Below are 25,269 nucleotides of genomic sequence, written 5' to 3' on the forward strand. Positions count from 1 at the left end.
TGCGGTGCTCGAGGTGCTGATCAGCTGTCTGCCCGACATCGTGGCCCACCCCAACCGTTGACGTCCATGAACGATGAGTGCGGCTTTTCTTTTAGGATCCGTATATGGATTGGACGAGTGCCCAGCTGCGCTCGCTGGTGGAGCTGACCAGGCGCGGCACCATCACCGCGGTCGCAGAGGCGCTGGGGTACACCCCCGGCGGGGTGTCCCAGCAGATCGCGGGACTGGAGCGGGCCACCGGGATGGAGCTGCTGCACCGGGTCGGGCGGCGGGTGGAGCTGACCGACGCCGGGGTGACGCTGGCCCGCCACGCCGCGCGGATCCTGGCCACCGAGGCGGAGGCGGTCGAGGCGCTGGAGCGCTCGCGCAACGAGGTGTCCGGGGTGCTGGAGGTGGGCCTGTTCGCCACGGCGGCGGCCGAGATCCTGCCGCTGGCGCTGCGCCGGGCGCGGCACAGCCATCCGGAACTGACGGTGCACAGCCGCGACATGGACGTGGACGAGGTGTACGACGCGGTCGCCACCGGCGGGGTGGATCTGGCGCTGGGCCTGGACTATCCGGATGTGCCGATCCCCCGCGACCCGGCGCTGCGGGTGATGCAGCTGTACCGGGAGCGGTTCTCGCTGGCGGTGCCCACCGGGACGATGCCCGGCCGCACGGTGGTGGGTCTGGCGGACACCCGGGACCTGGGCTGGATCCTGCCGTCGGCGGAGAGCTACTACGGGCGCGCGGTGCGGACCGCGTGCCGCCGGGCGGGGATCGAGCCCGATGTGCGCCATGTGGTGACGGACACCGCGGCCACCCTCGCCCTGGTGGAGGCGGGCATCGGGGTGAGCACGGTGACGGATCTGATGCTCAGGCTGCGTGCCTCGCGTTTCGATGTGGTGGAGCTGCGGGAGCGGGTCGAGCGCCACATCGTGGTGGTGTTCCGGTCCTCGGCCGAGCGGCGTCCCACGGTGTCGGCGCTGGTCGAGGTGTTGCGGGCGGTGGCCGCTGACCGGGACGGCGCCCGGCGCTGAGCGCGGGGGCCCGTTCGGCGCGGGCCGGCCCCCGGGACGGTTCCGGCCGCTTCCGCCCGCGCCCGGTACGGTCGGTGCATCAGGACCCCTTGGCCTCAGGGCCGCAAGGTGTCGCGCTGCCACGTCTTTTGCGGGCGGCGGGTCGTGGGCGATGGTTCCGAGCCAGTGGTGACCCACGCCACGACGCCGGGCCGTCGTGCCCGTCGTTGCCTGACAGGGAGCGAACCATGTCCCCCGCCAACACACCGAAGCCGCCGCGGTCCGCGCTGCTGGGAAGCGGACCGCAGGGCATCTTCCGGCGCACACTCCCCTCCGAACAGCCCGCCGGGGAACGCATGGTGCGCACCCTGGGCCTCACCCAGCTGACGATGATCGGCATCGGTGCCATCATCGGGGCCGGGATCTTCAGCCTGGCCGCGGCCGTGGCCCGTGATGTGGCCGGTCCGGCCGTGCTGATCTCGTTCCTGGTGGCGGGGGCGGCGTCGCTGTGCGCGGCGTTCGCCTACGCCGAGTTCGCCGGGATGGTGCCCAAGGCGGGCTCGTCCTACACGTACTGCGCCGCGGTCCTGGGGGAGATCGTGGGCTGGATCGTGGGCTGGGACCTGCTGCTGGAGTACACGGCCATCGTCGCGGTGGTGGCCATCGGGATGTCGGGCTATCTGGGGTTCCTGCTGGACGCGGTCGGTATCCATCTGCCGACCTGGGCCCTGGGCGCGCCCGGCACCGGATCCGGGCACCGGGTCGACCTCCTGGCGATGGTGATCTGTCTGGGGGTGGCCTGGCTGCTGACCCGTGGCACCCGTACCTCGGCCCGGGTGGAGACGGTGCTGACCATCGTGAAGATCGTCATCGTGCTGGTGGTGATCGTGGTCGGGTTCACCAAGGTGGACTCCGGGAATCTGCATCCGTTCGCCCCCTTCGGCCTCGGCGGGGCGTTCACCGGGGCGGCGACGGTGTTCTTCGCGGTGTTCGGCTATGACGCGCTGAGCACGGCGGCGGAGGAGTCGGTGGAGGCCCGCAGCAAGCTGCCGAAGGCGATGATGCTGTCGCTGGGTGTCTCGATGGTGCTGTACGTGCTGGTGTGCGTCGTACTCACCGGGATGCAGCACTACAGCGAGCTGAATCCGAACAGCGGTATCTCCAGCGCCTTCCAGAGCGTCGGGCTGAGCGGACTGGCCAATGTGATCGCGGTCGGCGCGGTCATCGGCATCGTCACGGTGACGTTCTCGTTCATGATGGGCGCCTCCCGGCTGTGGTACGCGCTCAGCCGGGACGGGCTGATGCCCGCGTGGTTCGGCGCCATCCACCCCAAGCGCAAGGTGCCGCACCGCGCCACCTGGCTCATCGGCATCGTGTCCGCCGTGCTGGCGGGGCTGCTGCCCATCAACGCAGTGGCCGAACTGACCAATATCGGGGTGCTGCTGGCCTTCGTGGTGGTGTCCGCGTCCGTGCTGATCCTGCGCTACCGCAAGCCGCACCTCACCCGCTCCTTCCGGTGTCCGGGGATGCCGGTGGTCCCGGTGCTGGGCATCGTGTTCTCGGTCTGGCTGATGTCCTTCCTCCAGTGGGAGACCTGGGTGCGGCTGGGCTGCTGGCTCGTCGTGGGTCTGGTGCTCTACGCCTCGTACGGCTACCGGCGTACCCGTCAGGTGATGCCGGGCGGGTCGGTGGACCTGGACGCGCTGGAGTGGATGTCCGACACGGACGGCGCCGAGGACGGCGCCGAGGACGGCGACAGCACCGCGGCCGCCCCGGTGCGATAGCGCGCGATACGAGGGCGTCGTAGCGGAACGGCCGGGCCGGGCGGCGCGCCGCCCGGCCCGCTCCCCACGGGCCTACGCGGCGCCGCCGGGCCGCAGATACCGCTCGTCTCGGGGCACCGCGCGCCGCAGCGCCTCCAGCACCGTGCCGAGCAGCGGGTTGCTGTTCTCGTCACGGTGCAGGGCCAGCACGGTGCGGTGGGCCGAGCGCCGGGTGAGCCGGGTGGCCTCGATGTGTTCGCTGTCCTTGTGGCCGAGGGCCGGGACGACGGCCACGCCGAGGCCGCCGGACACCAACTCCCGTACCACGTCGTAGTTGTTGCTGCGGAAGACCACATCGGCGTCGAACCCGGCCGCCGCGCACAGCCGGGTCAGCGACAGCGCCCCCGCGGTGCCCTCCCGGCTGGTGATCCAGCGGGCGCGGGCCAGATGGGGGAGGTCCGCGCTCAGCCCGCTGCCGCGGGCGCGCAGCAGCACCAGGTCCTCGCGCAGCAGCGGGTGGGGGGTGAGCCCGCCGGGCCACTGCCGTGGACTGAGCCCGTACTCGTAGACCAGGGCGATGTCCAGGTCGCCCTGGGTCAGCAGGGCGACGAGCTCGTCCGGTTCGCCCTCCTCGAGCTGGATCTGCGCGCGGGGCAGGGCGGCGACCGCGGCCGACAGGGCTGCGGGCACCAGCCGGACACCGGCGGTGGGAAAGGTGCCCAGCCGCAGTCGGCCCACGGCGCCGGTGGCCAGCTCCCGCACCTGGTGGTCCAGGTCGTCCATGGCGGCCAGGACCCGGGCGCTGAGGTCGACCAGCCGGTGGGCGGCGGTGGTGGCGCGGATGCCGTGGGCCTCGCGCTCGAACAGCACCAGGCCGGTCTCCTTCTCCAGCGCGGAGATCTGCTGGGAGATGGCGGACGCGGTGTAGCCGAGGTCGCGGGCGGCGATGGCGAACGATCCGCTGCGGACAACGGCCTTCAGGGTGGTCAGATGCAGAGGCTTGAGCATTCCGGCTCCTGAGGACGCTCCTGATCGACAGGGGACCCGAGCATAGACGCCTTCCGCGCAGCATAAGCATCTCTGGTGCTCGAGCGTCATTTCTGTCGCGCTGCTGGCCCTTGTGGCGGCCGGGACCGGGCGCGGATCGTGGTCGGGACCCGGCCGGACGTCGGGCGGCGGGGGCCCGTCCGGACATCGGTTGGAGCCCGGCCGGACAGCACACGTCCGGTGCGTTTTTTGCGGAGGAGCGAGCACAGTGACGACGTCAGCGCAGGAAACCGGCCGGACTCCCGAGGCGGCGGCGGTGGCCGAAGCCCTGGACCGGGCGGACTGCGGTGAGGTGGCCGGGGACGCCGGACGGCGTGCGCAGTACTCCGCCGACGCCTCCAACTACCGGCGGATACCGCTGGCGGTGGTGTTTCCGCGCGACCGTGACCAGGTGCTGCGCACGCTGGAGACCTGCCGCCGCCTGGGGGTGCCGGTCACCGCGCGGGGCGCGGGCACCAGCACCTCGGGCCAGGCCGTGGGATCCGGTGTGGTGCTCGACTTCTCCCGCCACTTCAACCGGCTGGTCTCCCTCGACCCGGAGGCGCGCACCGCCACCGTGCAGCCGGGGATCGTGCTGGACGAGCTCCAGACGGCGGCCGCCGGGCACGGGCTGCTGTTCGGCGCCGATCCCTCCACCCACAGCCGCTGCACCCTGGGCGGGATGATCGGCAACAACGCGTGCGGATCGCATTCGGTGGCCTGGGGCCGCACCGCCGACAACGTGGTCGAGCTGGAGGTGGTGACGTACCGGGGGACGGTGGTCCGGCTCGGCCCGATGACCCGCGCCGAGATCGACGAGGCGGTCGCCGCGGACGACGACCGCGGGCGGCTGATCGGCGCGCTGGACACCCTGGCCCGGCGCAACCTGGAGCTGCTCCGCGCCGAACTGGGCCGGTTTCCCCGCCAGGTGTCGGGCTACGCGCTGGAACATCTGCTGCCCGAGCGCCGGTTCAACCTCGCGCGGGCGCTGGTCGGCAGCGAGGGCACGCTCGCCGTGGTGCTCTCCGCGACCGTACGGCTCATCGCCCCTCCCCCGGCGCGGGCCCTGGTGGTGCTCGGCTTCCGCGACGCGTGCGCGGCGGCGGACGCGGTGCCCGCCCTGCTGGCGCACCGGCCGCTGGCCCTGGAGGGGCTGGACCACGCGCTGACCGACATCGTCACCCGGCCCGAGACCCGGGCGGCCGTCGACTCCCTGCCGGACGGCTCCTCGGCCTGGCTGTTCGCCGAACTCGGCGGCACCGCGGAGGAGTTGACCGGCCGGGCCGCGGCCCTGAGCGCCGCGGCCCGGAACACCACCGGGTTCACCGGCGCCGAGGTCGTCACCGACCCCGGGCGCGCCCGGCGGCTGTGGCGGATCCGCGAGGACGGTGCGGGGCTGGCGACCCGGCTGCCGGACGGGTCCGAGGCATGGCCCGGATGGGAGGACGCCGCCGTCCCCCCGGAACGGCTCGGCTCGTATCTGCGCGGCTTCACCGGGCTGCTGGACCGGCACGGGTTGCGCGGTGCGGTGTACGGACACTTCGGCGAGGGCTGTCTGCATGTGCGGATCGACTTCGACTTCGGCACCGAGAAGGGCACCGCGGTCTTCCGCGCCTTCGTCACCGACGCCGCCGCGCTGACGGCGGCACACGGGGGTTCGCTCTCGGGTGAGCACGGCGACGGCCAGGCACGTTCGGAACTGCTTCCCCTGATGTACGGGCCCGACGCCATCGCGCTGTTCGAGGAGTTCAAGAACGTCTGGGACCCGGACCACGGGCTCAACCCCGGCATCATCACCCGGCCGCTGCCGGTGGACGGCAATCTGCGGGTCGCCCACCACCGCACCCCGCTGCCGCTGGCCACCGTCTTCCCCTTCCGCGCCGACGGCGGTGACTTCGCCAAGGCCACCCGCCGCTGTGTGGGCGTCGGGAAGTGCCGCTCGGCCGCCCAGCGCGGGGATGTCATGTGTCCGAGCTACCGGGTGACACGGGACGAGAAGGACTCCACCCGTGGCCGGGCGCGGCTGCTGTACGAGATGACCCAGGGCGAGGTCATCACCGACGGCTGGCGGTCCACCGAGGTGCGTGACGCCCTCGATCTGTGTCTGTCCTGCAAGGGGTGCAGCAGCGACTGCCCCGTCGGAGTGGACATGGCGACCTACAAGTCCGAGTTCCTGTACCACCACTACCGGGGGCGGCTACGCCCCGCGTCGCACTACTCCATGGGCTGGCTGCCGCTGCTGTCGCGGGTGGCCGCCCGGATGCCACGGATGGTCAACGCGCTCACCGCCTCCCGGCTCGCCCCGCTGCTCAAACGGCTCGGCGGAATCGCCCCTCAGCGGGAGATCCCGCGCTTCGCCGACCGCACCTTCCTGGACTGGTTCCGCCACCGGACGCCCGGGGGCGACGGGCGGCGCGGTCCGGTGGTGCTGTGGGTCGACTCGTTCAACAACCACTTCTCCCCCGAGGTGCTGCGCGCGGGCGTGGCGGTCCTGGAGAGCGCCGGATACCGGGTGCGGGTCCCCGAGGGCACCCAGTGCTGCGGGCTGACCTGGATCACCACCGGGCAGCTCGGTGTGGCGCGGCGGATCGCCGGGCGTACGGCGGGGGCGCTCGGTCCGGCGGCCCGTGCCGGGGTGCCGGTGGTCGGCCTGGAGCCGAGCTGTACGACGGCGCTGCGCGGCGATCTTCCGGAGCTACTGGACGGCGACCCGGACGCGGCCGCCGTCGCGCGGGCCACCGTCACCCTCGCCGAACTCCTCGTCGAGGACGCTGCCGACTGGCGGCCCCCGACGGTGGCGGCGCACGCCATCAGCCAGACCCACTGCCACCAGCACGCCACCTCGGGCTTCGGCGCGGACAGCGCGATGCTGCGCCGGATGGGCGTGGACCACACCGCGCTCGACTCCGGATGCTGCGGGCTGGCGGGCAACTTCGGCTTCGAGCACGGCCACTACGAGGTGTCCGTGGCCGCCGGGGAACAGGTGCTGCTGCCCGCGGTGCGCGCGGCCTCCCCCGACACGGTCGTCCTTGCCGACGGTTTCAGCTGCCGCACCCAGATCGGCCAGCACACCGACCGGCGCGGAGTCCATCTGGCCCAGCTGATCGCGACGGCCCTGCCCTCCCCGCGGACCGCCGACGCCACCGCGGACACCACCGCCACCACCGGCACCACCGACGGCTCCCGCACAACCGACACCACCGACAGCTCCCGCACCTCCGACGGACAGGAAGACACCCGTGACTGACGCACTCTCGCTCATCGACGACTGGGGACCGGAGAAGGTCGTGGTCGTCTCCCACCGGCGCACCGGTATGAAGGGCGTGCTGGTCATCGACAACACCGCACGCGGCATCGGCAAGGGCGGAACGCGGATGAGCCCCGGGGTGACCGTCGGGGAAGTGGCGCGCCTGGCCCGGGTGATGACCTGGAAGTGGGCGAGCGTGGACCTGTTCTACGGGGGTGCCAAGGCGGGCATCGTGGCCGATCCCTCCTCCCCCGGCAAGGAGGCCGTGCTGCGCGCGTTCGCCCGGGCCCTGTCCAACGAGGTGCCGCGCGAGTATGTGATGGGTCTGGACATGGGACTGACCGAATGCGACGCGGCCATCATCCAGGACGAGCTGGGCGACCGGGGCGCCGCCGTCGGCACCCCGGAACACCTCGGCGGCGTGGCGTACGACAAGCTCGGTGTCACCGGCTACGGAGTGGCCGAGGCGGCCGACGCGGCGGTGGGGAGCCTGGGGCTGCCGCTGGCCGGGGCGCGGGTGGCGATCCAGGGGTTCGGCGCGGTGGGCAGCGCCGCCGCGCGCCGCTTCGCCGAGCTGGGCGCCGGTGTGGTGGCGGTGTCCACCGCCCACGGCTCGGTGCACGACCCCAGCGGGCTCGATGTGGCGGAGCTGCTGGCGGCCCGCGACGAGCACGGCGACCACTTCGTCACCCGCCACCGCCAGGGCACCGCGCTGCCGCCCGGCGCCGAGCTCACGGCGGACTGCGACGTCCTGGTCCCGGCCGCGCTCCAGGACGTCATCAGCCGGGACACCGCCCGGCAGATCAAGGCCAAGGTGGTGGTGGAGGGGGCGAATCTGCCCACCTCGGAGGAGGCACAGGGCATCCTCGCGGAGCGGGGCATCACCGTGCTCCCCGACTTCGTGGCCAACGCCGGAGGGGTCGTGGCCGCCGCCTTCGCCATGGACGCCCGCTACTCGGGCTTCCCCCCGGACACCGCAGCCATCTTCGAGACGGTCTCGACGCGGCTGCGGGCCAACACGGTGACCGTCCTGGAGGAGGCGCGCCGCCGGTCCGCCACCCCGCACACCGCGGGCCGCGGACTGGCCGAGGAGCGGGTACGCGCCGCGATGCGCAGCAAGGGGCGGCTGCCCCGCGGCTGACCGGGCTCCGCGCCACCGATCGGGGGCGACACGGGGCGGAGCGCGACGGCCTGAGCCACGCTGGAGAGGGGGACGGTGGTCGTGGGACGGGATTCGGCTCCCGCCGCACACCGGACACAGGAGGCGTGGGTGCACACGAGGTGACGGCCTGGGACCGGTGGTCCCGGCGGCTCCACGAGGCCGCGGTGCGGCCCGGGGCCACCGAGGGCCTCATGGAGGAGCGCCAGGGGGCGGGACTGCTCGCCCTGGTCCCCGGTCTGCTGCTGGTCGGCGGTGTACTGGCGGACGTGCTCGGCCCGGTGCCGTACTCGGGGCTGCCGCTGCTCGCCGCCGCCCCGCTCGTGGGGTGCATGGTGCTGCCGTTCCGGGGTGCCATGATCACCGCGGTGTGTGCGTGTGTGGTGTCGGTGGGCACGGATCTGGTGGTCCACCGCCCGGTGCTGGCGCTGGTGGTCGATCTGCTGGACGTGGCGGTGATCAGCGCGATCGCGCTGTGGCTGAAGTGGGTGGTGCGCCGCCAGGGGAAGCGGTTTGCGGCGGTGCGGGCGGTCGCCGAAGTGGCCCAGCGTGCGGTGCTGCCACCGCTGCCCCCAACGGTGGGGGCGCTGTCGGTGGCCACGCGCTATGAGTGCGCGTACGCGGAGGCACAGATCGGCGGCGACTTCTACGCGGTGCAGGCCTCGCCGTTCGGGGTCCGGGCCCTGATCGGGGACGTACGTGGCAAGGGGCTGCCCGCGGTGTCCGCCATGGCCGTGATGACCAGCGCCTTCCGGGAGGCGGCCGGGCGGATGCCGTCGCTGCGGGCGCTGGCGGACCACCTGGACCGCGTGCTGATGCGGCTCGCGGCGGACACCGGGGACGCCACGGACTCCCTGGAGCGGTTCGCCACCGCGGTGCTGGTGGAGATCCGCGTGGACGAGGGTGTCCTGCACGTGTGCAACCGGGGCCATCCCCCGCCCTATCTGATCCGGGACGGTGAGGTGCGGTCCCTGGAGCCCGCGGTGGCGGGGCTGCCGCTGGGGATGGGGCTGCCCGAGGGCGAGGCGCCGCCCGGCACCGATACCTTCGCCTTCCGCCGTGGCGACTATCTGCTGCTGGTGACGGACGGGGTCACCGAGGCCCGGGACGCGAAGGGCACGTACTACGAACCGCGCACCGGGTTGTCCGGCCGCGGTTTCCACGGGGCGTCGCACCTGGTGGACACGCTCGTCGCGGAGGTCACCGCCTGGACGGGCGGCCAGCGACAGGACGACATGGCGATCCTGGTGCTGACCCCGCTCCCCACCCCGCCGTCCGAGCCGTCCGGATGACCCGGCCTCCGCGCCGGTGCGCGGGGGTCAGATGTCGAGACGCAAGGCCACCTCGGACATCGTCGCGCGGGCCGCGGCCAGGTCGACCCGGCCGCGGTCGGCCACCAGGTACATGAACACGCCCTGCCGGGCGCGCCGGCTGAGCGGTCGGATCACGTGGTACTCGCTGTCCAGGGTGACCACGATGTCCTCGAGACGGTCGGGGCTGTAGCCGAACAGTTCGAGGGTGGAGAGCTTGGCACGCAGCACATCGGTGTCGCCGTACGCCACCTTCTCCAGGTCCGGCCCCTGGACGCTGCTCCGCACGGCTCCCAGGGTGATCCGGCTCAGGTAGTCGACGAGCGAGGCCGCCAGGGCGCCGTCGACCCGCATGACGTCACGCAGCGCGTCATCGATGTCGGTCATGGCCCATCGTCCTCCCCGGAGGGTGAGGGTGCGATGCCGACCGGACGGTTCTGGTGCGCCCCGTACGGCCCAGTACCACGGAATGCCCCCACAGGAGGACAAATCCACACTTCATCCTTGCACAAGGTGCCGTCCGCCGGAATCCGGGGCGCCCGGAACGGGGTCCGCCCCCGCTCACGCTTGAGGAGCCGACGATGAAACGGGCCCGGTGACGGCGGGGAGTTCGACATCCTGGCCACGCTCCGCCGCTTCCGGAACCCCCTTCCAGCTGACCGCGGACGCCCTGGTCGAGACGTCGATGGGCACCTCGGACGCCATCACCAACCGGATCGACCGGCCGGCCGCCCGCGGGCTGGCCACCCGGGAGACCGACCCCGGCAGCCGGCGCAGTGCGCCCATCACGCTCACCGACGAGGGACTGCGCCTGGTGGACACCGCGGTCTCGACCCATGTCGCGAACGAGGAACGCCTGCTCGCGCCGCTCAGCGGGCGCGAACGCGACCAACTGGCCGGGCTGCCGCGCAAACTGCTCATCGGCTTCGGCGACACACCGTCCACCTGACACACGATACGCATAAAAGTACGATGCATCGCATGAATATTCACCCCGTCTCGTTCGATCACCCCGACGCCGTCCGGCTCAACGCCCGGGTGCAGCGCGAATACGCCGAGCGCTATGGGGACAGTGGCGACATCACCCCCCTGGACCCGGCCATGTTCGCGCCGCCGCGGGGCCTGTTCCTGATCCTCTACGACGGTCGGGGCACCCCGGTCGCCAGTGGCGGCTGGCGCGCCCAGGAGGCCGACGACGAGGGATACGTGGACGGCGACGCGGAGATCAAGCGCATGTATGTGATCCCGGAGGCACGCCGCCGCGGGCTGTCCCGGCTGGTGCTCGCCGCACTGGAGGACAACGCCCGCGCCGCGGGCCGGATCCGGATGGTTCTGGAGACCGGTGTCACCCTGCCGGAAGCGATCTCCCTCTACGTCTCCAGCGGCTACGAGCCCTGTGCCCGGTTCGGGCCCTACCGCTTCCACGAGCTCAGCCGCTGCTACGCCAAGCCGCTCACCGCCGCCGCGGTCGCGGGCTGATCAGGCCTCGTCCGCGTCGCGCTGCCGGGCGGAGTGGCGGCGCGCCTTCGGGCGGTTGCCGCACACGCTCATCGAACACCAGCGGCGGCCGGGGTTCTTCGACACGTCCCAGAACACCTCCGCGCAGGTGTGCTCGGCACACCGCTTGAAACGGACGTGCTCGCCGGTCGTGACCAGCTCGTTCCAGGCGATCGCCAGCCGGGCCGGGGCCTGCCGCACCGGCGGCGGACCGTCCGCCGGGCGGCACCTTCGCGATGATGGCCGTTCCGGCGCTGACCACCGAGCTGTGGCCGGTCATGGTCGCGGGCGCGGCCTTCGCCGGGGGCATGGGCGGCGCCCTGTGGGCGGTCAACGCCCGGACCAGCGGCCAGCGGCTCGTCCCCGACCAGCGGCTCGGCCGCTACAACGCGGTCACCCCCTGTTCGGCTGGGGGGCGATGCCGGTGGGCTCCGGGCTGATGGGGCTGCTCGCGCAGTGGCTCGGCCCGCGCCCCGCCTTCCCGGTGTTCACGGTGCCGGTGGCGCCGGCGGTCCCGCCCTTCCCTCCACCCTCACCCCGGACGCGATGGACTCGGCCCCCGATGGCGCCCGCCGCCGGTCGAGAGGTATGACCCGCCGTCACTTCCGCCTTCTGCCGGGCGCGGGAGCGAGCGCCACCGCGGCCTCACTCGTGTACATCAGGAAGGTCAGCGTCTCCTGGAAGTACAGCCGGACCCGGTTCTCGTCGTGGGAGAGATAGCCGATGGACACGTCCTGGCCGATGTGGAGTTCGAAGTCGCCGCCCCGGGTGGACAGCAGGAAGGCGCCGTCGATGGCGGGCGCCCAGATGATGTCGCCGTCCAGCACCCGGTCGATGTGCTTGTGGATCGGATAGCCGTGGTCGGACGTCTCGTTCACGGCGGTGTACGCCTCCGCGCTGAGCGCGAGGGTGTACGCGCCCTCGACACCCGCCAGCCGCAGGATGGTCACCGCCTGGCTGATGGCGTTGGGATAGTCGCGCACCTCCGCCGGGAGGGTCAGCTCGGGGTTGGAGCCGCTGCGGCGGATACCGGTGATGCCCGCCGCCGGGTATCCCTCGAACACCGCCCGGTCCTCGGCGAACGCGATCTTGCGCGCGGCGTCCTTGACCGGCTGCCAGTCCGCGTCCTTGGCGCCGCGTTCCACGGAGTCGACCTGACGGCGGTCGACGGTGAAGGGGACCCGCAGTTCGACGACCGGCTCGGACCGGCGGGTGTGCGCGACCACGCCCTTGGCCGGCGGATCGATGGCCGTCAGATGCCCGGTGCCGACCGACGCCAGCTCCAGGCCCGCCGGTTCGGGCACATCGACGATGCGGCGGCCCGCCACATGGCGCTTGAAGGTGCGCCGCGCCTCCTCCTCCAGATCCGCCCATGCCGCGTCGGAGACGGGCGCCAGTTCACGGTGCAGGTTCTTCATCGGAGGCGCTCCTCTTCACATCGCCGATCCCCAGGGAACCGTCGTGCGCCGGTGTGCCGGTCGGTGCGGTGAGCCGGATCGCGGGCGTCCGTGGCGCCGCGTCGTCCGCGCCGGGGGCGGGTCCGTCGGTGCGCTCGGCCGCGGTGGCGGGCGGATCGGGCAGGTCCTCGAGGAAGTCGGCGCTGGGCACGAAGAACAGCGTGCCGGTCACGGCCGTGGAGAAGTCCAGGATCCGGTCGTGGGTGGCCGGCGGGCTGCCCAGGAACATGTTCTCCAGCATCCGTTCCGTGACGGAGGGCGTACGGGCGTAACCGATGAAGTAGGTGCCGAACTCGCCCTGTCCGGCACTGCCGAAGGGCATGTTGTCGCGGAGGATCTGCCGCTCGGTGCCGTCGGGGTCGGTAATGGTGGTCAGGGCGACATGCGAGTCGTCCGGCTTGACCGCGTCGTCCAGTTCGATGTCGGACAGTTTCGTCCGGCCGATCACCTTCTCCTGGGCCTCGACCGGCAGGGCGTTCCAGGCCCGCAGATCGTGCAGGTACTTCTGCACGATCACATAGCTGCCGCCCGCGAATTCCGCGTCCTCCTCACCGATGAGGACCGCCGTGTTCGCCGCGGGCCCCTCCGGGTTCTCGGTGCCGTCCACGAAGCCGAGCAGATCGCGTACGTCGAAGTACTTGAAGCCGTGCGTCTCGTCGCGGACCGTGACCGCGCCGCGCAGCCGGTCCATGATCTCGGTGGCCAGCCCGAAGCACAGGTCGAGCCGGGTGGCCCGGATGTGGAAGAGCAGATCGCCGGGGGTGGACACGGCACGGTGGCGGGCGCCCACCAGTTCGCGCAGCGGATGCAGTTCGGCCGGGCGCGGTCCGTCGAACAGCCGGTCCCAGACGGCGGAGCCGATGCCGACCACACAGCTCAGCTCGCCGTTGGGGGCACGGAAACCGACGGCCCGCTGGAGTGCGGCGACATCGGACAGCAGATCCCGTGTGTCGGGTTCGCCGCCCGGGTCGACGGTCACCACCAGGAAGATGGCCGCGCTGGTCAGCGGGGTGAGCACCGGCTGCGGGATCACCTCCCGCGGGGCGGGAGAGGCCATCGCCCTCCACCTCCTCCCGTCCGGTGCACCGGCCACCCTCGATTGTCCCCCGGGGCCGCGGGTGCCGCATCCGTGGGCGCGGGCCCCTGGTGAGGGCAGGGGCCCGCGCACCCGGCGCCGGGGCCGAACGGTCGGCGCCCGGGACCGCCGGTCAGCCCGTGGCACCGAGTGGCGGGCCTTCCTCCGCGAGCGGATCGGACGCCTCGTGCCCGGTGTCCAGTGCGAGGCCCATGTGCCGGGCGAGCCCGACGGCGAGGGCCGCGACCGTCGGATGCTGCCAGACGAAGTTGCCCGCCAGCTTGATGTTCAGCCCCGATTCCAGCCTCACCCGCAGCTCCATGGCGAGCAGGGAGTCGAATCCCAGGGATTTCAGCGGGGTCTGGGGGTCGAGGGTGGAACTGCTGAGCCGGAGCACGGCGCGGATGTGCTCGCTCAGATACGTCTCCAGCGCCGCCCGGCGGGCGAGTCCCGCCGGGAGGCCGGTAAGCCGGGCGCGGATGGTGTCGATACTCCCGGGGGCGGGCGCGGCGGCCGCGGCGTGCTCGTCGTCGGGGGCGAGCCGGGCGAACAGCGGCGAGCGGCGCCCGGTGGCGAGGATCCAGCTGTCCGGCTCACCGGGGATCACACCGGTCTGCACCCGGCGGTGGGCCAGCAGGGTGCTCAGCGCCCGCAGACCGTCGTCGGTGGGGATGGTCCGGTAGCCGCGCTCCGCGAAGCCGGTGGCGACACCGGTCTCACCCCACGCGCCCCAGTTGACGGCGAGGGTGGGGGCACCGCGGGCGGAGCGCCAGGCGGCGAAGGCGTCCAGCCAGGCGTTGGCGGCCGCGTAGGCGCCCTGGCCGGGATTGCCGAGCAGGGAGGCCATCGAGGAGAACAGCGCCAACCAGTCGAGCGCGTGTCCGGCGGTGGCGTGGTGCAACCGCCAGGCCCCGGTGACCTTCGGTGTCCACACCCGGTGCAACTGGTCCTCGCGGAGGGTGGTGACCGCCGCGTCGTCCAGCACCATGGCGCAGTGGACGACGCCCCGCAGCGGGGCGCCGTCGTCGGCGGTGGCGGCCGCCACCAGCCGGTCGGCCGTACCGGGGCGGCCGATGTCGCCGAGGATCACCGTCACCCGGGTCCCGGCGGCCGACAGCTCGGCGAGGGTCTGTGCGACGGTGGCGGTCGGCGCGGTACGGCCGTTGAGCACCAGGTGGCGGGCGCCCTGGGTGGCCAGCCAGCTCGCGGTGGCGAGGCCGAGACCGCGCAGACCGCCGGTGACGATGTAGGTGCCGTCCTCCCGGACCGGGAGCGGCCCGTCGGGCAGGACGGCCCGGATCTCGCCGTCCTGAGGGACGGTCAGCACCAGTTTGCCGATGTGGCGGGCGCCCGCCATCTGGCGGAGTGCATCGGTGGCGTCCGCGAGCGGGAACACCGTGCAGCGCAGTGGCTTCAGCCGTCCGGCGGTGAACTCGGCGAGCACCTCGCGCAGCAGGGTGGCCAGCACCGCGGGCCGCGCGGTCTGCAGTTCCCTCAGGTCCACCGTGCTGAAGGTGATGTTGTGCTGGAGGGGCGACAGTCCGAGCGGGGCGTCGGAAAGGATGTCGCGGACGCCCAGCTCGAGGAAGCGGCCGAAGGGGCGCAGGCACTCCAGTCCGGCGCGGATGGCCGCTCCGGACAGCGAGTTGAGGACGATGTCCACGCCTTCGCCGCCGGTGGCCTCCTTGACCTCGTCCCGGAAGTCCAGCGACCGGGAGTCCATGACGTGGGCGATCCCCATGCCGTGCAGATACCGGCGCTTCTCCTCGCTGCCCGCGGTGGCGAGCACCCCGGCGCCGAGCAGCCGGGCGACGGCGATGGCCGCGAGTCCGGTGCCGCCGGTGGCCGAGTGGATCAGCACCCGCTCCCCCGCGGTGAGACGGCCGAGATGGCGCAGCGCGTACCAGGCGGTGAGGAACGCGATGGGCAGCCCGGCGGCGGTGGCCGCGTCCAGGCCGTCGGGGATCGGCCCGGCGCAGTCGGCGGAAACCACGGCGAACGAGCCGAAGGCGCCGCCGCGGACATCGACCGCGAGCACCCGGTCGCCGGTGCGCAGATGGTCCACACCGGGGCCGACGGCGGTGACCTCACCCGCGCATTCGAAGCCGATCCGGTAGCGGATGTCGTCGGTGTCGCCGGGGAGCAGCCCCATGGCGGTGAGGACATCACGGAAGTTCAGGCCCGCGGCGTGGACCCGCAGTTCGACCTCGCCCGGCCCCGGCGGGCGCCGCCGGGTGGCGGCCAGTTCCAGGGTGCCCAGGTCGCCGAGGCGCCCGGCGCGCAGTCGGAAGCCGTCGGTGCCGCAGCGTACGGTGCGGGCGGCGGCCTCGGTGCGCTCCGCGTCGGTGAGCGGTGCGTAGTCCAGCCGGGCGAGGTACCGGTCGCCGTCGCGCAGGACGATCTCGTCCTCGGCGGTGTCGGCGAGGAGTTCGGCGACCAGGTCGCCGGTGGCGTCCGGGTCGGCGTCCACCAGCGTGGCGCGCAGTTCGGGGTGTTCGTGGGCGAGGACGCGCACCGGACCGCGCAGGGCGCTCTGTCCGGGGTCCGCCGGTTCGCCGGGTGCCAGGGCGCGGGCGCCGCGGGTGACGGCGTACAGCCGGGGCGGTTCGGCGGAACGGGCGGTGAGGGCCTGGGCGGCGGCCAGCAGCCGCCGGGTGCGGGACAGCGCGTCCGCGCCGGGCACCGCGCCGTCGGCGGCGCGGCCGGGGGTGTCCTGCCCGGGCGGCGGGGCGGCGCACAGCAGCACCACGCCCCGCAGTTGCCCACCGGGGCCCGCGAGCCGCCCGGTGAGGGCGTCCCGGAAGGCGTCGAGGCTTTCGTCGGTCAGGGCCGTGTCCCAGACCCTGGCCTCGGCTCCGGCCGAGCGCAGCGCGTAGGCGAGGGTACGGGCGCTGCCGTCGGCCTCGCCGACGACCAGCCACCGCCCGGGCCGCGGGGTGGCGGGCACGTCGGGCCGGTCGGCGCGCTGCCAGCCGACCTCGAGGAACCACCGGTCGACCGCGGCGGCGGTCCGGGGCGCGGTCCGGCGGGCCAGCCGCAGTCCGTCGAGGGCGAGCACGGGTCTGCCCGCCGCGTCGAGCAGCCGGATGTGTCCGACGACGCTCTCCGGGGTGGCCTCGGCCATCCGCGCGTGGCAGTGGACGGCGGTCCCGGGGTCGCCGAGGACACGTGCGCTCTGCACCCGTACCGGCAGCACCAGTCCCGGGTCGTCGCCGTCCTCGAGCATTCCGGCGACGAGCAGCTGGGCGCACAGGTCGACCAGCACGGGGTGGATGCGCAGGCCGTGTCCGGGGGTGCGGCAGGCTTCGGGGAGCTCCACCCGGGCCCAGAAGCTGTTGCCGTAGCGGGAGGCGTGCACCTCGGTGATGCCACTGAACGCCGCGCCGTGTTCCAGCCCGCGGGCGCGCATGTCGCGGTACAGGGCGGCGGGTTCGACGGCCACCGGGTGGCGCAGGGCCAGGGTCTGGACGGAGGCGGGGCGGGAACGCGGCGGTACGGAGAGCCTGCGGAGGACGGCGGTGGCCTGGCGCACCCAGGTGCCGTCGTCGCCGCGTCCGAAGATCTCGCACTCGGCACGGTCGGTGGCGGCCACGGTCACGGTGGTACTGAGGTCGGTGCGGTCGGCGAGCCGCAGCAGTTCGCGGAAGCGCAGATCGGTGACCTCGACCTCGGTGGGCGTGGTGTCGAAGACCTCGCAGGCGGTGGTGAGGGCGATGGCGTAGTAGGCGGCGCCGGGGAGGACGGGGGTGCCGTGCACCCGGTGGTCGTCGAGCCAGGGCAGTGCCGCGGTGCCGGTGGTGGCGCGCCAGGAGTGGCGGGGCGGCCGGCCGGGAATCTCGGTGTGGACGCCGGGGAGTTCACCGGCCGGGCGGAGTTCCGCGGGCCCGCCGGGGGTGTCGGGAAGGGTGGTGTCGGCCCAGTGGTGGGTGCGGTCGAAGGTGATGGGCGGTACGTCGGCGAGGGCGGCGCCCGCGTAGAGCCGGGTCCAGTCCACGGGGACACCGGCGCAGTGCAGCGTGGCGAGCTGGGTGCGGAAGGTGGCGGTCTCGTCCGTGTCGCGCCGCAGGGTCGGCAGGACGACGGGGTCGTCGAGGAGGCCGGCCAGGCTGCGGAGGACGGGGTGGGTGACCACGGGGTGCGGGGAGATCTCGGTGTAGACCAGGTGGCGGTCGGCCGCGGCGGCGGCCACGGCGGCGGAGAACCGCACCGGGCGCCGCAGGTTGGCGCACCAGTAGTCGGCGTCGAAGGCGGGGACGGTGTGCGGGTCGTCGAGGACGGTGGTGTAGAAGGGCACTTGTGGGCGCCGGGGACTCAGATCGCCCAGCGCCGTGCGCAGATCGGGCAGCAGGGGGTCCATCTGGGGGGAGTGCGAGGCGACGTCGACGGCGACGAGGGCGGCGGGGACCCCGCGGCTCTCCCAGTCGGCGACGAGCCGCTCGACGGTGGCGGTGTCCCCGGCGACGACGGTGGAGCCGGGTGCGGCCATGACGGCGACGGTGACCGCGTCGGCGGCCGCCGCGGTCTCGAGTTCGGCCTGTGCCTCGGCGGCGGCCAGGCCGACGGTGGCCATGGCGCCCCGTCCGGCGACCCGGGCGAGCAGCGCGGAGCGGCGGCAGATCACGGCGGCGCCGTCGGCGAGGGAGAGCGCTCCGGCCACCACGGCCGCGGCGACCTCGCCCATGGAGTGGCCGATGACACCGGCCGGCTCGACACCGTGGGCGCGCCAGGTGGCGGCCAGTGCGGTCTGGAGGGCGAACAGCACGGGCTGCACCCGGGCGCAGCCGGTGACCGGTTCGCCCGCGCGGACGGTGTCGAGCACCGAGAACCCGGCCTCGGCGGCGATGTGCGCGTCGGCCTCGGTGAGGGCGGCGGCGAAGGCCGGGTCCCGTTCCAGCAGTTCGCGTCCCATGCCGGGCCACTGCGAGCCCTGTCCGGAGAACACCCACACCGGCCGCCGGGCGACGGCGGCGCCGACGGAACCGGTCACCACATCGGGGTGGGCCTGTCCGGCGGCGAACGCCCTTAAGCCCTGGACGAGTTCACCGCGGGTGCCGGTGATGACACCGAGGCGGCCGCGGCCGCCGGAGCGGCGCAGTGCGAGGGTGTGGGCGATGTCGCGCAGCGGCACCCGGGCTCCGTCGCCCTCCAGCCAGTCGGCCATGCGACGGGCCGCGGCGGGCAGCGCGGCCGGGGAGCCGGCCGGGACGAGGAAGACCTGCGGGACGGAGCGGGTGGTGAGCCGGGGGCGGGGTGGGGTGCCGGGGGCGGGGGCGGCGGGCGGCTGCTCCAGCAGTACATGGGCGTTGGTGCCGGAGAAGCCGAAGGAGGAGACGGCCGCCAGCCGGGGGCCGGTCCGCACCGGCCAGGGGGTGAGCTCCCGGGGGATGAAGAAGCGGGTGCTGTCGGCGTCGATGGCCGGGTTCCAGCGGGTGAAGTGCAGATTGGGCGGGATCCGGCCGTGGCCCAGGCAGAGGATCGCCTTGATCATGCCGGTGACCCCGGCGGCGGGCTCCAGATGGCCCAGGTTGGTCTTGACCGAGGCCAGGGCGCAGCGGTCGCGGCCGGTGCCGTAGACCTGGGCGAGGCTGGTGAACTCGACCGGGTCGCCGACCGGGGTGCCGGTGCCGTGGGCCTCGACCATCCCCACGTCGGCGGCGTCGATCCCGGCGCGGCGCAGCGCCTCCTCGTACAGGGCGCGCTGGGCGGTGGCGGAGGGTGCGGCGAGCCCGTCGGAGCGGCCGTCCTGGTTGACGGCGGAGCCGCGCAGCACGGCCAGGACGCGGTCCTGGTCCCGTTCGGCGTCCTCGAGGCGTTTGAGGACGACGATGCCGCAGCCCTCGCCGCGGACGAAGCCGTCGGCGGCGGCGTCGAAGGCGTGGCAGTGGCCGATGCGCGAGAGCATGCCCATGCGCACGAACGAACGGGTGGTCCGGGGCTCGAACATGAGGGTGACACCGCCGGCGAGGGCGAGGTCGCATTCGCCCGCGCGCAGGGCCTGGGCCGCGAGGTGCACGGCGACCAGGGAGGAGGAGCATGCGGTGTCGAGGGCCACGCAGGGCCCGTGCAGTCCGAGCAGATAGGAGATCCGTCCGGCGGCGACACAATGGGCGTTGGACAGGGCGGAGCCCTCGTTCTCCCGGGGGTGCCGCTCGAGGCGGTCCATGTAGTCGTTGTAGCTGAGGCCGGTGAAGACGCCGGTGGCGGTGCCGCCGAGCCGGTCGGGTGGCATTCCGGCGTGTTCCAGGGCCTCCCAGGCCACTTCGAGGAGCAGCCGGTGCTGGGGGTCGAGGACGTCGGCCTCGCGGCCGGAGACGCCGAAGAAGTCGGCGTCGAAGCGGGAGACGTCGCGCAGATAGCCGCCGTGGGTGGGGAGGCCGGAGTCGGCGCCCGGGTCGTCGGGCCACAGTTCCCGCCGCTCGGCGGGGGGTTCGCCGACGGCGTCGCGGCCGTCGGTCAGCAGGTGCCACAGGGCGGCGGGCGAGTCGATGTCACCGGGGAGCCGGCAGCCCATGCCGACCACCGCTATGCGGCTGGGTGCGGATATGTCATGACGCATCGGGGTCTCCGTGGGGTGGGGCTCGGCCGGGGTGGGGCCGTGTGGACCGTGGGGGGTGGTGCTGAGCGGGGGTGCCGTGGGTGTGGCGTGAGGGGGTGGGGGTGGGGGTGGGGCCGGTACGGAACCGGATCCCGGACTCAGATGGCGTCCGGGCTGCCCAGCAGGATCACGTGCTTCACGCCACCGATCTGGTAGTTGAAGCTCAGTGCGTAGTCGAAGTCGAGCGGGCGGGTGCGCCGGCCGGGGACGGGGTCGAAGGGGAGGCCGTCCGAGGGCTGTTCGCAGTTGGCGGTGGGGCACACCTCGCCGAGTTCCATCATCATCAGTGTCAGGGCGGCGCCGAGGCAGCCGGCGGGTGAGCCGTGGTGGCCGAAACAGCCTTCCTGGGAGGACATCAGGACGGCGCTGTCCGGCCCGTAGAGCTCTCGGATCGTGCTGGCTTCCATGGCGGTGACGGCGGCGCCGCCGTCGCTCGCACCGTTGACGTAGGGCACCTGGTCGATCCGCCACCGGTCGCCGAGGCAGGCGCGGACGGCGTGGGCGAGCTGGGCGCCGGTGTGGTCGGCGGCCAGCGGGTTGGCGAGGCCGTCGCGGGTCATGGCGGTGGCGAGCACCTGGCCGTAGAGGTGGGCGCCGCGGCGGACGGCGTGTTCGCGGCTCTCCAGGATGACGGTGGCGGCGCCCTCGCCGTGGTTGATGCAGTCCGCCCGACGGTCGTAGGGGCGCATCAGGGAGTCGAAGGACGGGAGGAGGTCGGGCATCCCGGCGGCGTCCATGCTGTCGTAGGCGTGCTGGGCGCCGCGCAGCAGCCGCTGTCCTTTCTGTATCAGGCCGACGTTGAAGACGTCGACGCCGGTGACGACGGCGAGGTCGGCCTCGCCGGTCGCGATCAGCCGGCGGGCGTTGCCGATCTGGACGGCGGCGGAGGAGCAGCCGCAGGAGACGGTGTAGCAGGGGCCGACGGTCCGCGTGAGGGCGCCCTGGACGACGGCGACATCGGAGGGGGACACGGCCTGTTCGGCGGCGACGAACATCTCCAGGGCGTCGAGGGTGGAGGTGCCGTCGGGGTCGACGTTCAGCAGCGCGAGATAGCTGTCCACATTGGCGTCGACGCTGCCGCGGCCGACGAGGATCGCTGATTCCCGCAGATCACCGGCGCGGACGTCCAGTTCGGCGTCGGCGCATGCCTCCACCAGGGAGACCAGGCCGAGCCGGTGGGCGGCCGTGTAGTGGCGGGAGAAGAATTCGGGGATGTCGGGGAGGCGCTGCTCGAACTGTTCGGCGGTGAGGTTCACCGAGCCGTAGTAGATGTCGTGCTGGACGAGTGCGGAGCGGCCCTGTGAGGCGATCTCCCATACCTGTCCGGCGGTGAAGACCGGTTCCGCACCGCCGGGCAGACAGAATCCCAGTCCGGTGACCACTGCGTCGCGCGCATTTCCGCCGCCTTTCATCATGACGATCCCTTTCCCGTCAGCAGACCGCGGACGCCCCGCTGCGCGGCGGGCCCTACTCTGCTATGAATGTGCGGTGGCACCACCGGTAGACAGGGATCAGCTCACCCTCGAATTCGGCGCACTCGTCCGCGGATTCGAAATGTTCATAACCGTTGCCCCGCTGGATCTTGACTCGCTCCCGCTCCTCGACGGAGGGAGCGGCCCATATCTGGGGGGTTCCGGGGGGTCCGCCGATGAGGAGGACATATGCCGGTGGAGACATGGATGGCCCCTCGGTGGATCAGGAGCGGATCATCGCTCGGAAACGATGTATGGAATAGCTGACACTACGCCGTCAAGAGGGCCTACCGGTAGGTGGTGTCGAATCACCGAGGCGGATTCGACCGGTAGGGCACCCTGTTTCGCACGCCCGGCGCCCATCACACACCACCGGGCGGGCAATGGAGCCTGCCTCTCTCCTCACGCCCCCTCTTACGAAAACTTCCGGTAAGCGGACAGAAAACAGGCCGAAAAATTCGGGTCTTTGCCGAGCCGCCTGCGGAAACGCCATTCATTGCGGGCATCTCATCGGCACGTCGTCTTGGCAGTTCATCGCCTGTTGTTTCCGGCACGGGTACCATTGGACGGTTTGCGCGCGTGGCAGAGTTCCCTTCCCGGCACCTTCGGCAGCCGACCGCCAAGGATCGACCGCAAAGGATTACAGAACATGGCAAATCAGTCCGTGCCGTTCGACGACCTGGATCGCAAGATCATTGCGGCCCTGGTCGCGAACGCCAGGGCGAGCTTCACGGAGATCGGGGCCGCGATCGGCCTGTCCGCCTCGGCGGTCAAACGGCGGGTGGACCGGATGCGGGACAACGACGTCATCACCGGTTTCACCACCACCGTGCGGCCGGCCGCCCTCGGCTGGCGTACGGAGGCCTATGTGGAGGTCTACTGCGACAGCGCGGCGCCGCCCCGGCGGATCGCGGAGGTGGTGCGCGACTATCCCGAGATCATCGCGGCGATGACGGTGACCGGCGGGGCCGACGCCCTGCTCCATGTCATGGCCACCGATGTGGAGCATTTCGAGGAGGTACTGGAGCGCATCCGGGCCGAGCCCTTCATCCGCAAGACGATCAGTTACATGGTGCTGTCCCACCTGCTCACGGGCAGTCCGGAGGCCGGTGCGACGCCCCCCACTCCCCCGACGCAATGAACCGGCGCCGACCCGCCCCATAACGCAGCATCGCTGCGCCTACACGCAGCTCTCCTTTCTTGTCTCGGCTCTCCTCCGCTTTCTACCTTTGAAACATCCCCGGTCGCCTGCGGAAGCGAGAGGAAAACCTCGGTGCCCCAACAGCGCGTGCCGCGCCCCCGGCGCTATCTGACCTGTCCTCCCAGATATTTCGACGTGCGCTATGCCATCAACCCGTGGATGCGCGAGGACGCCGAGGTCGACACCGACCTCGCCCGCTCGCAGTGGGAGACGCTGATCCGCGTCTACCGCGACCACGGCCATCAGGTGGAGACCATCGAGCCGGTGGCCGGGCTGCCGGACATGGTCTTCGCGGCCAACTCGGCCCTCGTCCTGGAGGGCCGGGTGTTCGGCTCCCGCTTCCACGCCCCGCAGCGGCGCCCGGAGCAACTGGCCTACGAGACCTGGTTCAAGGCGGCCGGATTCGACGTCCACCCGCCGGAGTCGGTGTGCGAGGGCGAGGGCGACCTGGTGCCCGCGGGCCGGTTCATCCTGGCGGGCACCGGATTCCGCACCACGCGGACGGCCCATCAGGAGGTGCAGGAGTTCTTCGGGGTGCCGACCATCAGCCTGCTGCTGGTGGACCCGTACTTCTACCACCTGGACACCGCGCTGTTCACCCTCGACGACGAGAACATCGCCTACTACCCGGAGGCGTTCTCCCCCGGCAGCCGTGAAGTGCTCGAGCGGCTCTACCCGGACGCGCTGCTCGCCACCCGGGAGGACGCCATGGCCTTCGGGCTCAACTCCGTCTCCGACGGACGCCATGTCTTCGTCGCCCCCCAGGCGACCGGCCTCATCGACCGGCTCACCGAGCGCGGTTACGTCCCCGTCCCCGTCGACCTGTCGGAACTGCACAAGGCCGGCGGGGGCATCAAGTGCTGCACACAGGAGATCCGCTGATGACCGCCCCCACGCGTACCGCCCCGGACCACGGCTCCCGTTCCGCACGGTCGTCGCGGGAGCTGATCCACGCCGAGGAGTCGGCGCTCGCCCACAACTACCACCCGCTGCCGGTGGTCGTCGCCCGCGCCGAGGGCGTGTGGGTGGAGGACGTCGAGGGCCGTCGCTACATCGACATGCTGGCCGGGTACTCGGCCCTCAACTTCGGCCACCGCCACCCGGCGCTGATCGCCGCCGCCCACCGCCAGCTCGATGAGCTCACCCTCACCTCACGGGCGTTCCACAACGACCGGCTGGCCGGGTTCGCCGAGGGTCTGGCGGAGCTGACCGGCCTGGGCATGGTGCTGCCGATGAACACCGGCGCCGAGGCGGTGGAAAGCGCCATCAAGGTAGCCCGCAAGTGGGCGTACGAGGTCAAGGGCGTGGCCCCGGACCAGGCCACGATCGTGGTGGCGGCCGACAACTTCCACGGCCGGACGACCACGATCGTCGGGTTCTCCAGCGACCCCACCGCCCGCGAGGGGTTCGGCCCGTTCACCCCCGGCTTCCGCGTCGTCCCCTACAACGACCTCGCCGCCCTCGAGGCGGCGATCGACGAGACCACCGCGGCCGTGCTGATCGAGCCCATCCAGGGCGAGGCGGGCGTCATCATCCCCGACGACGGCTATCTGCGCGGGGTGCGTGAACTCACCCAGCGGACCGGGGTGCTGTTCATCGCCGACGAGATCCAGTCGGGCCTGGGGCGCACCGGCACCACGCTGGCCGTGGACTACGAGGCGGTGCGGCCCGATGTGCTGACGCTCGGCAAGGCCCTCGGCGGCGGTATCGTCCCGGTCTCCGCTGTCGTCGCCGACCGTGAGGTGCTCGGGGTGCTGCGCCCCGGTGAGCACGGTTCGACGTTCGGCGGCAATCCGCTCTCCGCGGCGGTCGGCACGGCCGTCGTCGACCTGCTGCGCACCGGTGGGTTCCAGCGCCGCGCGGCGGAGTTGGGCGAGGTGCTCCAGGAGGGTCTGGCGGCGCTCACCGGCAAGGGTGTGCTGGGCTACCGTTGCCGCGGGCTGTGGGCGGGCGTCGATGTGGACCCCGCGCTGGGCACCGGCCGCGAGGTGAGCGAGCGCCTCATGGGCGAGGGGATCCTGGTCAAGGACACCCATGGTTCGACGATCCGGCTGGCTCCGCCGCTGACCATCACCCGTGAGGAGCTCGAGTCCTCGCTCGCCGCCCTGGAGAAGGTGCTCGGCTGACCGGCCGGAGCCGACCCAGGACGGGAGCCGAACGAGGCTGACCGACCGACACCGCACAAGCGCCGGGCCGCATTAAGTCCTATACGGCCCGGCGCTTCGTTGTGTTCACCTTCCGGCGGAATTTTTTTCCGCACCTCCGGACGGGCAACCGGAACCTAAGATAACGCCCAGGTCACGGCCACCCGTCCGAGAATTTATGTACGTTGTTGAGCATTCCAGCTATGCCAACCATCCGTTGTGGAACACTTCTTTTCGTCTTCACCGGCCGACCTGCTGGAAAGCCGGAAGCCCTCGCGGGTCGAACGCGGTGGAGAGGTCCCCGCCCTCGGCTTCACGCGAGTGG

Annotated in this window: 17 protein-coding genes and 2 pseudogenes; 11 read left to right on the top strand and 8 right to left on the bottom strand. The window is 72.5% G+C overall.

Annotation, left to right across the window (positions count from 1 at the left end; all coding sequences use genetic code 11):
* Nucleotides 1-104 precede the first annotated feature (104 nt).
* Both HUT19_RS03455 and HUT19_RS03460 read left to right on the top strand, forming a co-directional pair.
* Nucleotides 105-1,019 (top strand): LysR family transcriptional regulator, encoded by a 915-nt coding sequence (locus tag HUT19_RS03455; RefSeq protein WP_176179000.1) that lies wholly within the window; start codon nucleotides 105-107, stop codon nucleotides 1,017-1,019.
* Between the two features lie 227 nt (nucleotides 1,020-1,246).
* Entirely contained in the window at nucleotides 1,247-2,782 is a 1,536-nt protein-coding gene (locus tag HUT19_RS03460) for an amino acid permease (RefSeq protein WP_254885415.1), read from the top strand.
* Between the two features lie 72 nt (nucleotides 2,783-2,854).
* Here the strand turns inward: HUT19_RS03460 and HUT19_RS03465 are convergent, their stop codons facing one another.
* On the bottom strand, nucleotides 2,855-3,769 hold the full coding sequence (locus HUT19_RS03465) for a LysR family transcriptional regulator (protein WP_176179001.1): 915 nt from the start codon (nucleotides 3,767-3,769) through the stop codon (nucleotides 2,855-2,857).
* A 247-nt stretch (nucleotides 3,770-4,016) separates the two neighbouring features.
* Between HUT19_RS03465 and HUT19_RS03470 the strand changes: the two genes are divergently transcribed.
* The 3 genes from HUT19_RS03470 to HUT19_RS03480 all read left to right on the top strand — a co-directional run bounded on the left by HUT19_RS03470 (nucleotide 4,017) and on the right by HUT19_RS03480 (nucleotide 9,485).
* Nucleotides 4,017-7,034, top strand: coding sequence for an FAD-binding and (Fe-S)-binding domain-containing protein (locus HUT19_RS03470; RefSeq protein ID WP_176179002.1), 3,018 nt, complete (start codon nucleotides 4,017-4,019; stop codon nucleotides 7,032-7,034).
* Nucleotides 7,027-8,175 carry a Glu/Leu/Phe/Val dehydrogenase gene (locus HUT19_RS03475; RefSeq protein ID WP_176179003.1) on the top strand — a complete coding sequence of 383 codons (1,149 nt, stop codon included), beginning with the start codon at nucleotides 7,027-7,029 and terminating at the stop codon, nucleotides 8,173-8,175. Before HUT19_RS03470 ends, HUT19_RS03475 begins: the two co-directional genes overlap by 8 nt.
* A 125-nt stretch (nucleotides 8,176-8,300) precedes the next feature.
* Nucleotides 8,301-9,485, top strand: a complete 1,185-nt coding sequence (locus HUT19_RS03480; protein ID WP_254885416.1) for a PP2C family protein-serine/threonine phosphatase — start codon at nucleotides 8,301-8,303, stop codon at nucleotides 9,483-9,485.
* A 27-nt stretch (nucleotides 9,486-9,512) separates the two neighbouring features.
* On the opposite strand, the gene HUT19_RS03485 is transcribed toward HUT19_RS03480, so the two are convergent.
* Entirely contained in the window at nucleotides 9,513-9,890 is a 378-nt protein-coding gene (locus HUT19_RS03485; protein ID WP_176179004.1) for a hypothetical protein, read from the bottom strand.
* Nucleotides 9,891-10,098: 208 nt separating this feature from the next.
* On the opposite strand from HUT19_RS03485, the gene HUT19_RS03490 reads away from it, so the two are divergent.
* Together HUT19_RS03490 and HUT19_RS03495 are read left to right on the top strand one after the other, a co-directional pair.
* Entirely contained in the window at nucleotides 10,099-10,452 is a 354-nt protein-coding gene (locus HUT19_RS03490) for a MarR family winged helix-turn-helix transcriptional regulator (RefSeq protein WP_176179005.1), read from the top strand.
* A gap of 32 nt (nucleotides 10,453-10,484) precedes the next feature.
* Nucleotides 10,485-10,982: a GNAT family N-acetyltransferase gene (locus HUT19_RS03495; protein ID WP_176179006.1), complete on the top strand. Its 498-nt coding sequence runs from the start codon at nucleotides 10,485-10,487 to the stop codon at nucleotides 10,980-10,982.
* On the opposite strand, the pseudogene HUT19_RS03500 reads toward HUT19_RS03495, so the two are convergent.
* Nucleotides 10,983-11,183 (bottom strand): annotated as a pseudogene (locus HUT19_RS03500) (CGNR zinc finger domain-containing protein); the annotation flags it as partial.
* A gap of 41 nt (nucleotides 11,184-11,224) precedes the next feature.
* Here HUT19_RS03500 and HUT19_RS42760 point away from each other — a divergent pair.
* Nucleotides 11,225-11,592: pseudogene (locus tag HUT19_RS42760) on the top strand (hypothetical protein); the annotation flags it as partial.
* A 7-nt stretch (nucleotides 11,593-11,599) separates the two neighbouring features.
* Here the strand turns inward: HUT19_RS42760 and HUT19_RS03510 are convergent.
* The 5 genes from HUT19_RS03510 to HUT19_RS42765 form a co-directional block, all read right to left on the bottom strand.
* Nucleotides 11,600-12,418 carry a family 1 encapsulin nanocompartment shell protein gene (locus HUT19_RS03510; protein ID WP_176179009.1) on the bottom strand — a complete coding sequence of 273 codons (819 nt, stop codon included), beginning with the start codon at nucleotides 12,416-12,418 and terminating at the stop codon, nucleotides 11,600-11,602.
* Entirely contained in the window at nucleotides 12,399-13,514 is a 1,116-nt protein-coding gene (locus HUT19_RS03515) for a Dyp-type peroxidase (protein WP_176179010.1), read from the bottom strand. Before HUT19_RS03515 ends, HUT19_RS03510 begins: the two co-directional genes overlap by 20 nt.
* 151 nt (nucleotides 13,515-13,665) lie before the next feature.
* Nucleotides 13,666-20,088: a type I polyketide synthase gene (locus HUT19_RS03520; RefSeq protein WP_176179011.1), complete on the bottom strand. Its 6,423-nt coding sequence runs from the start codon at nucleotides 20,086-20,088 to the stop codon at nucleotides 13,666-13,668.
* A gap of 137 nt (nucleotides 20,089-20,225) precedes the next feature.
* On the bottom strand, nucleotides 20,226-21,542 hold the full coding sequence (locus HUT19_RS03525) for a beta-ketoacyl synthase N-terminal-like domain-containing protein (RefSeq protein ID WP_176179012.1): 1,317 nt from the start codon (nucleotides 21,540-21,542) through the stop codon (nucleotides 20,226-20,228).
* A 52-nt stretch (nucleotides 21,543-21,594) separates the two neighbouring features.
* Nucleotides 21,595-21,804 (bottom strand): DUF5988 family protein, encoded by a 210-nt coding sequence (locus HUT19_RS42765; RefSeq protein WP_254885417.1) that lies wholly within the window; start codon nucleotides 21,802-21,804, stop codon nucleotides 21,595-21,597.
* Between the two features lie 444 nt (nucleotides 21,805-22,248).
* Between HUT19_RS42765 and HUT19_RS03530 the strand changes: the two genes are divergently transcribed.
* The 3 genes from HUT19_RS03530 (at nucleotide 22,249) to rocD (ending at nucleotide 24,926) form a co-directional block, all read left to right on the top strand.
* Nucleotides 22,249-22,740, top strand: coding sequence for an Lrp/AsnC family transcriptional regulator (locus tag HUT19_RS03530; protein ID WP_176179013.1), 492 nt, complete (start codon nucleotides 22,249-22,251; stop codon nucleotides 22,738-22,740).
* A 132-nt stretch (nucleotides 22,741-22,872) separates the two neighbouring features.
* Entirely contained in the window at nucleotides 22,873-23,682 is an 810-nt protein-coding gene (gene ddaH / locus HUT19_RS03535; protein ID WP_176179014.1) for a dimethylargininase, read from the top strand.
* Entirely contained in the window at nucleotides 23,682-24,926 is a 1,245-nt protein-coding gene (gene rocD, locus HUT19_RS03540; RefSeq protein WP_176179015.1) for an ornithine--oxo-acid transaminase, read from the top strand. Before ddaH ends, rocD begins: the two co-directional genes overlap by 1 nt.
* Nucleotides 24,927-25,269: the final 343 nt, after the last annotated feature.

Origin of the sequence: Streptomyces sp. NA02950 (assembly GCF_013364155.1) — a bacterium.
Taxonomy (GTDB): Bacteria; Actinomycetota; Actinomycetes; order Streptomycetales; family Streptomycetaceae; genus Streptomyces.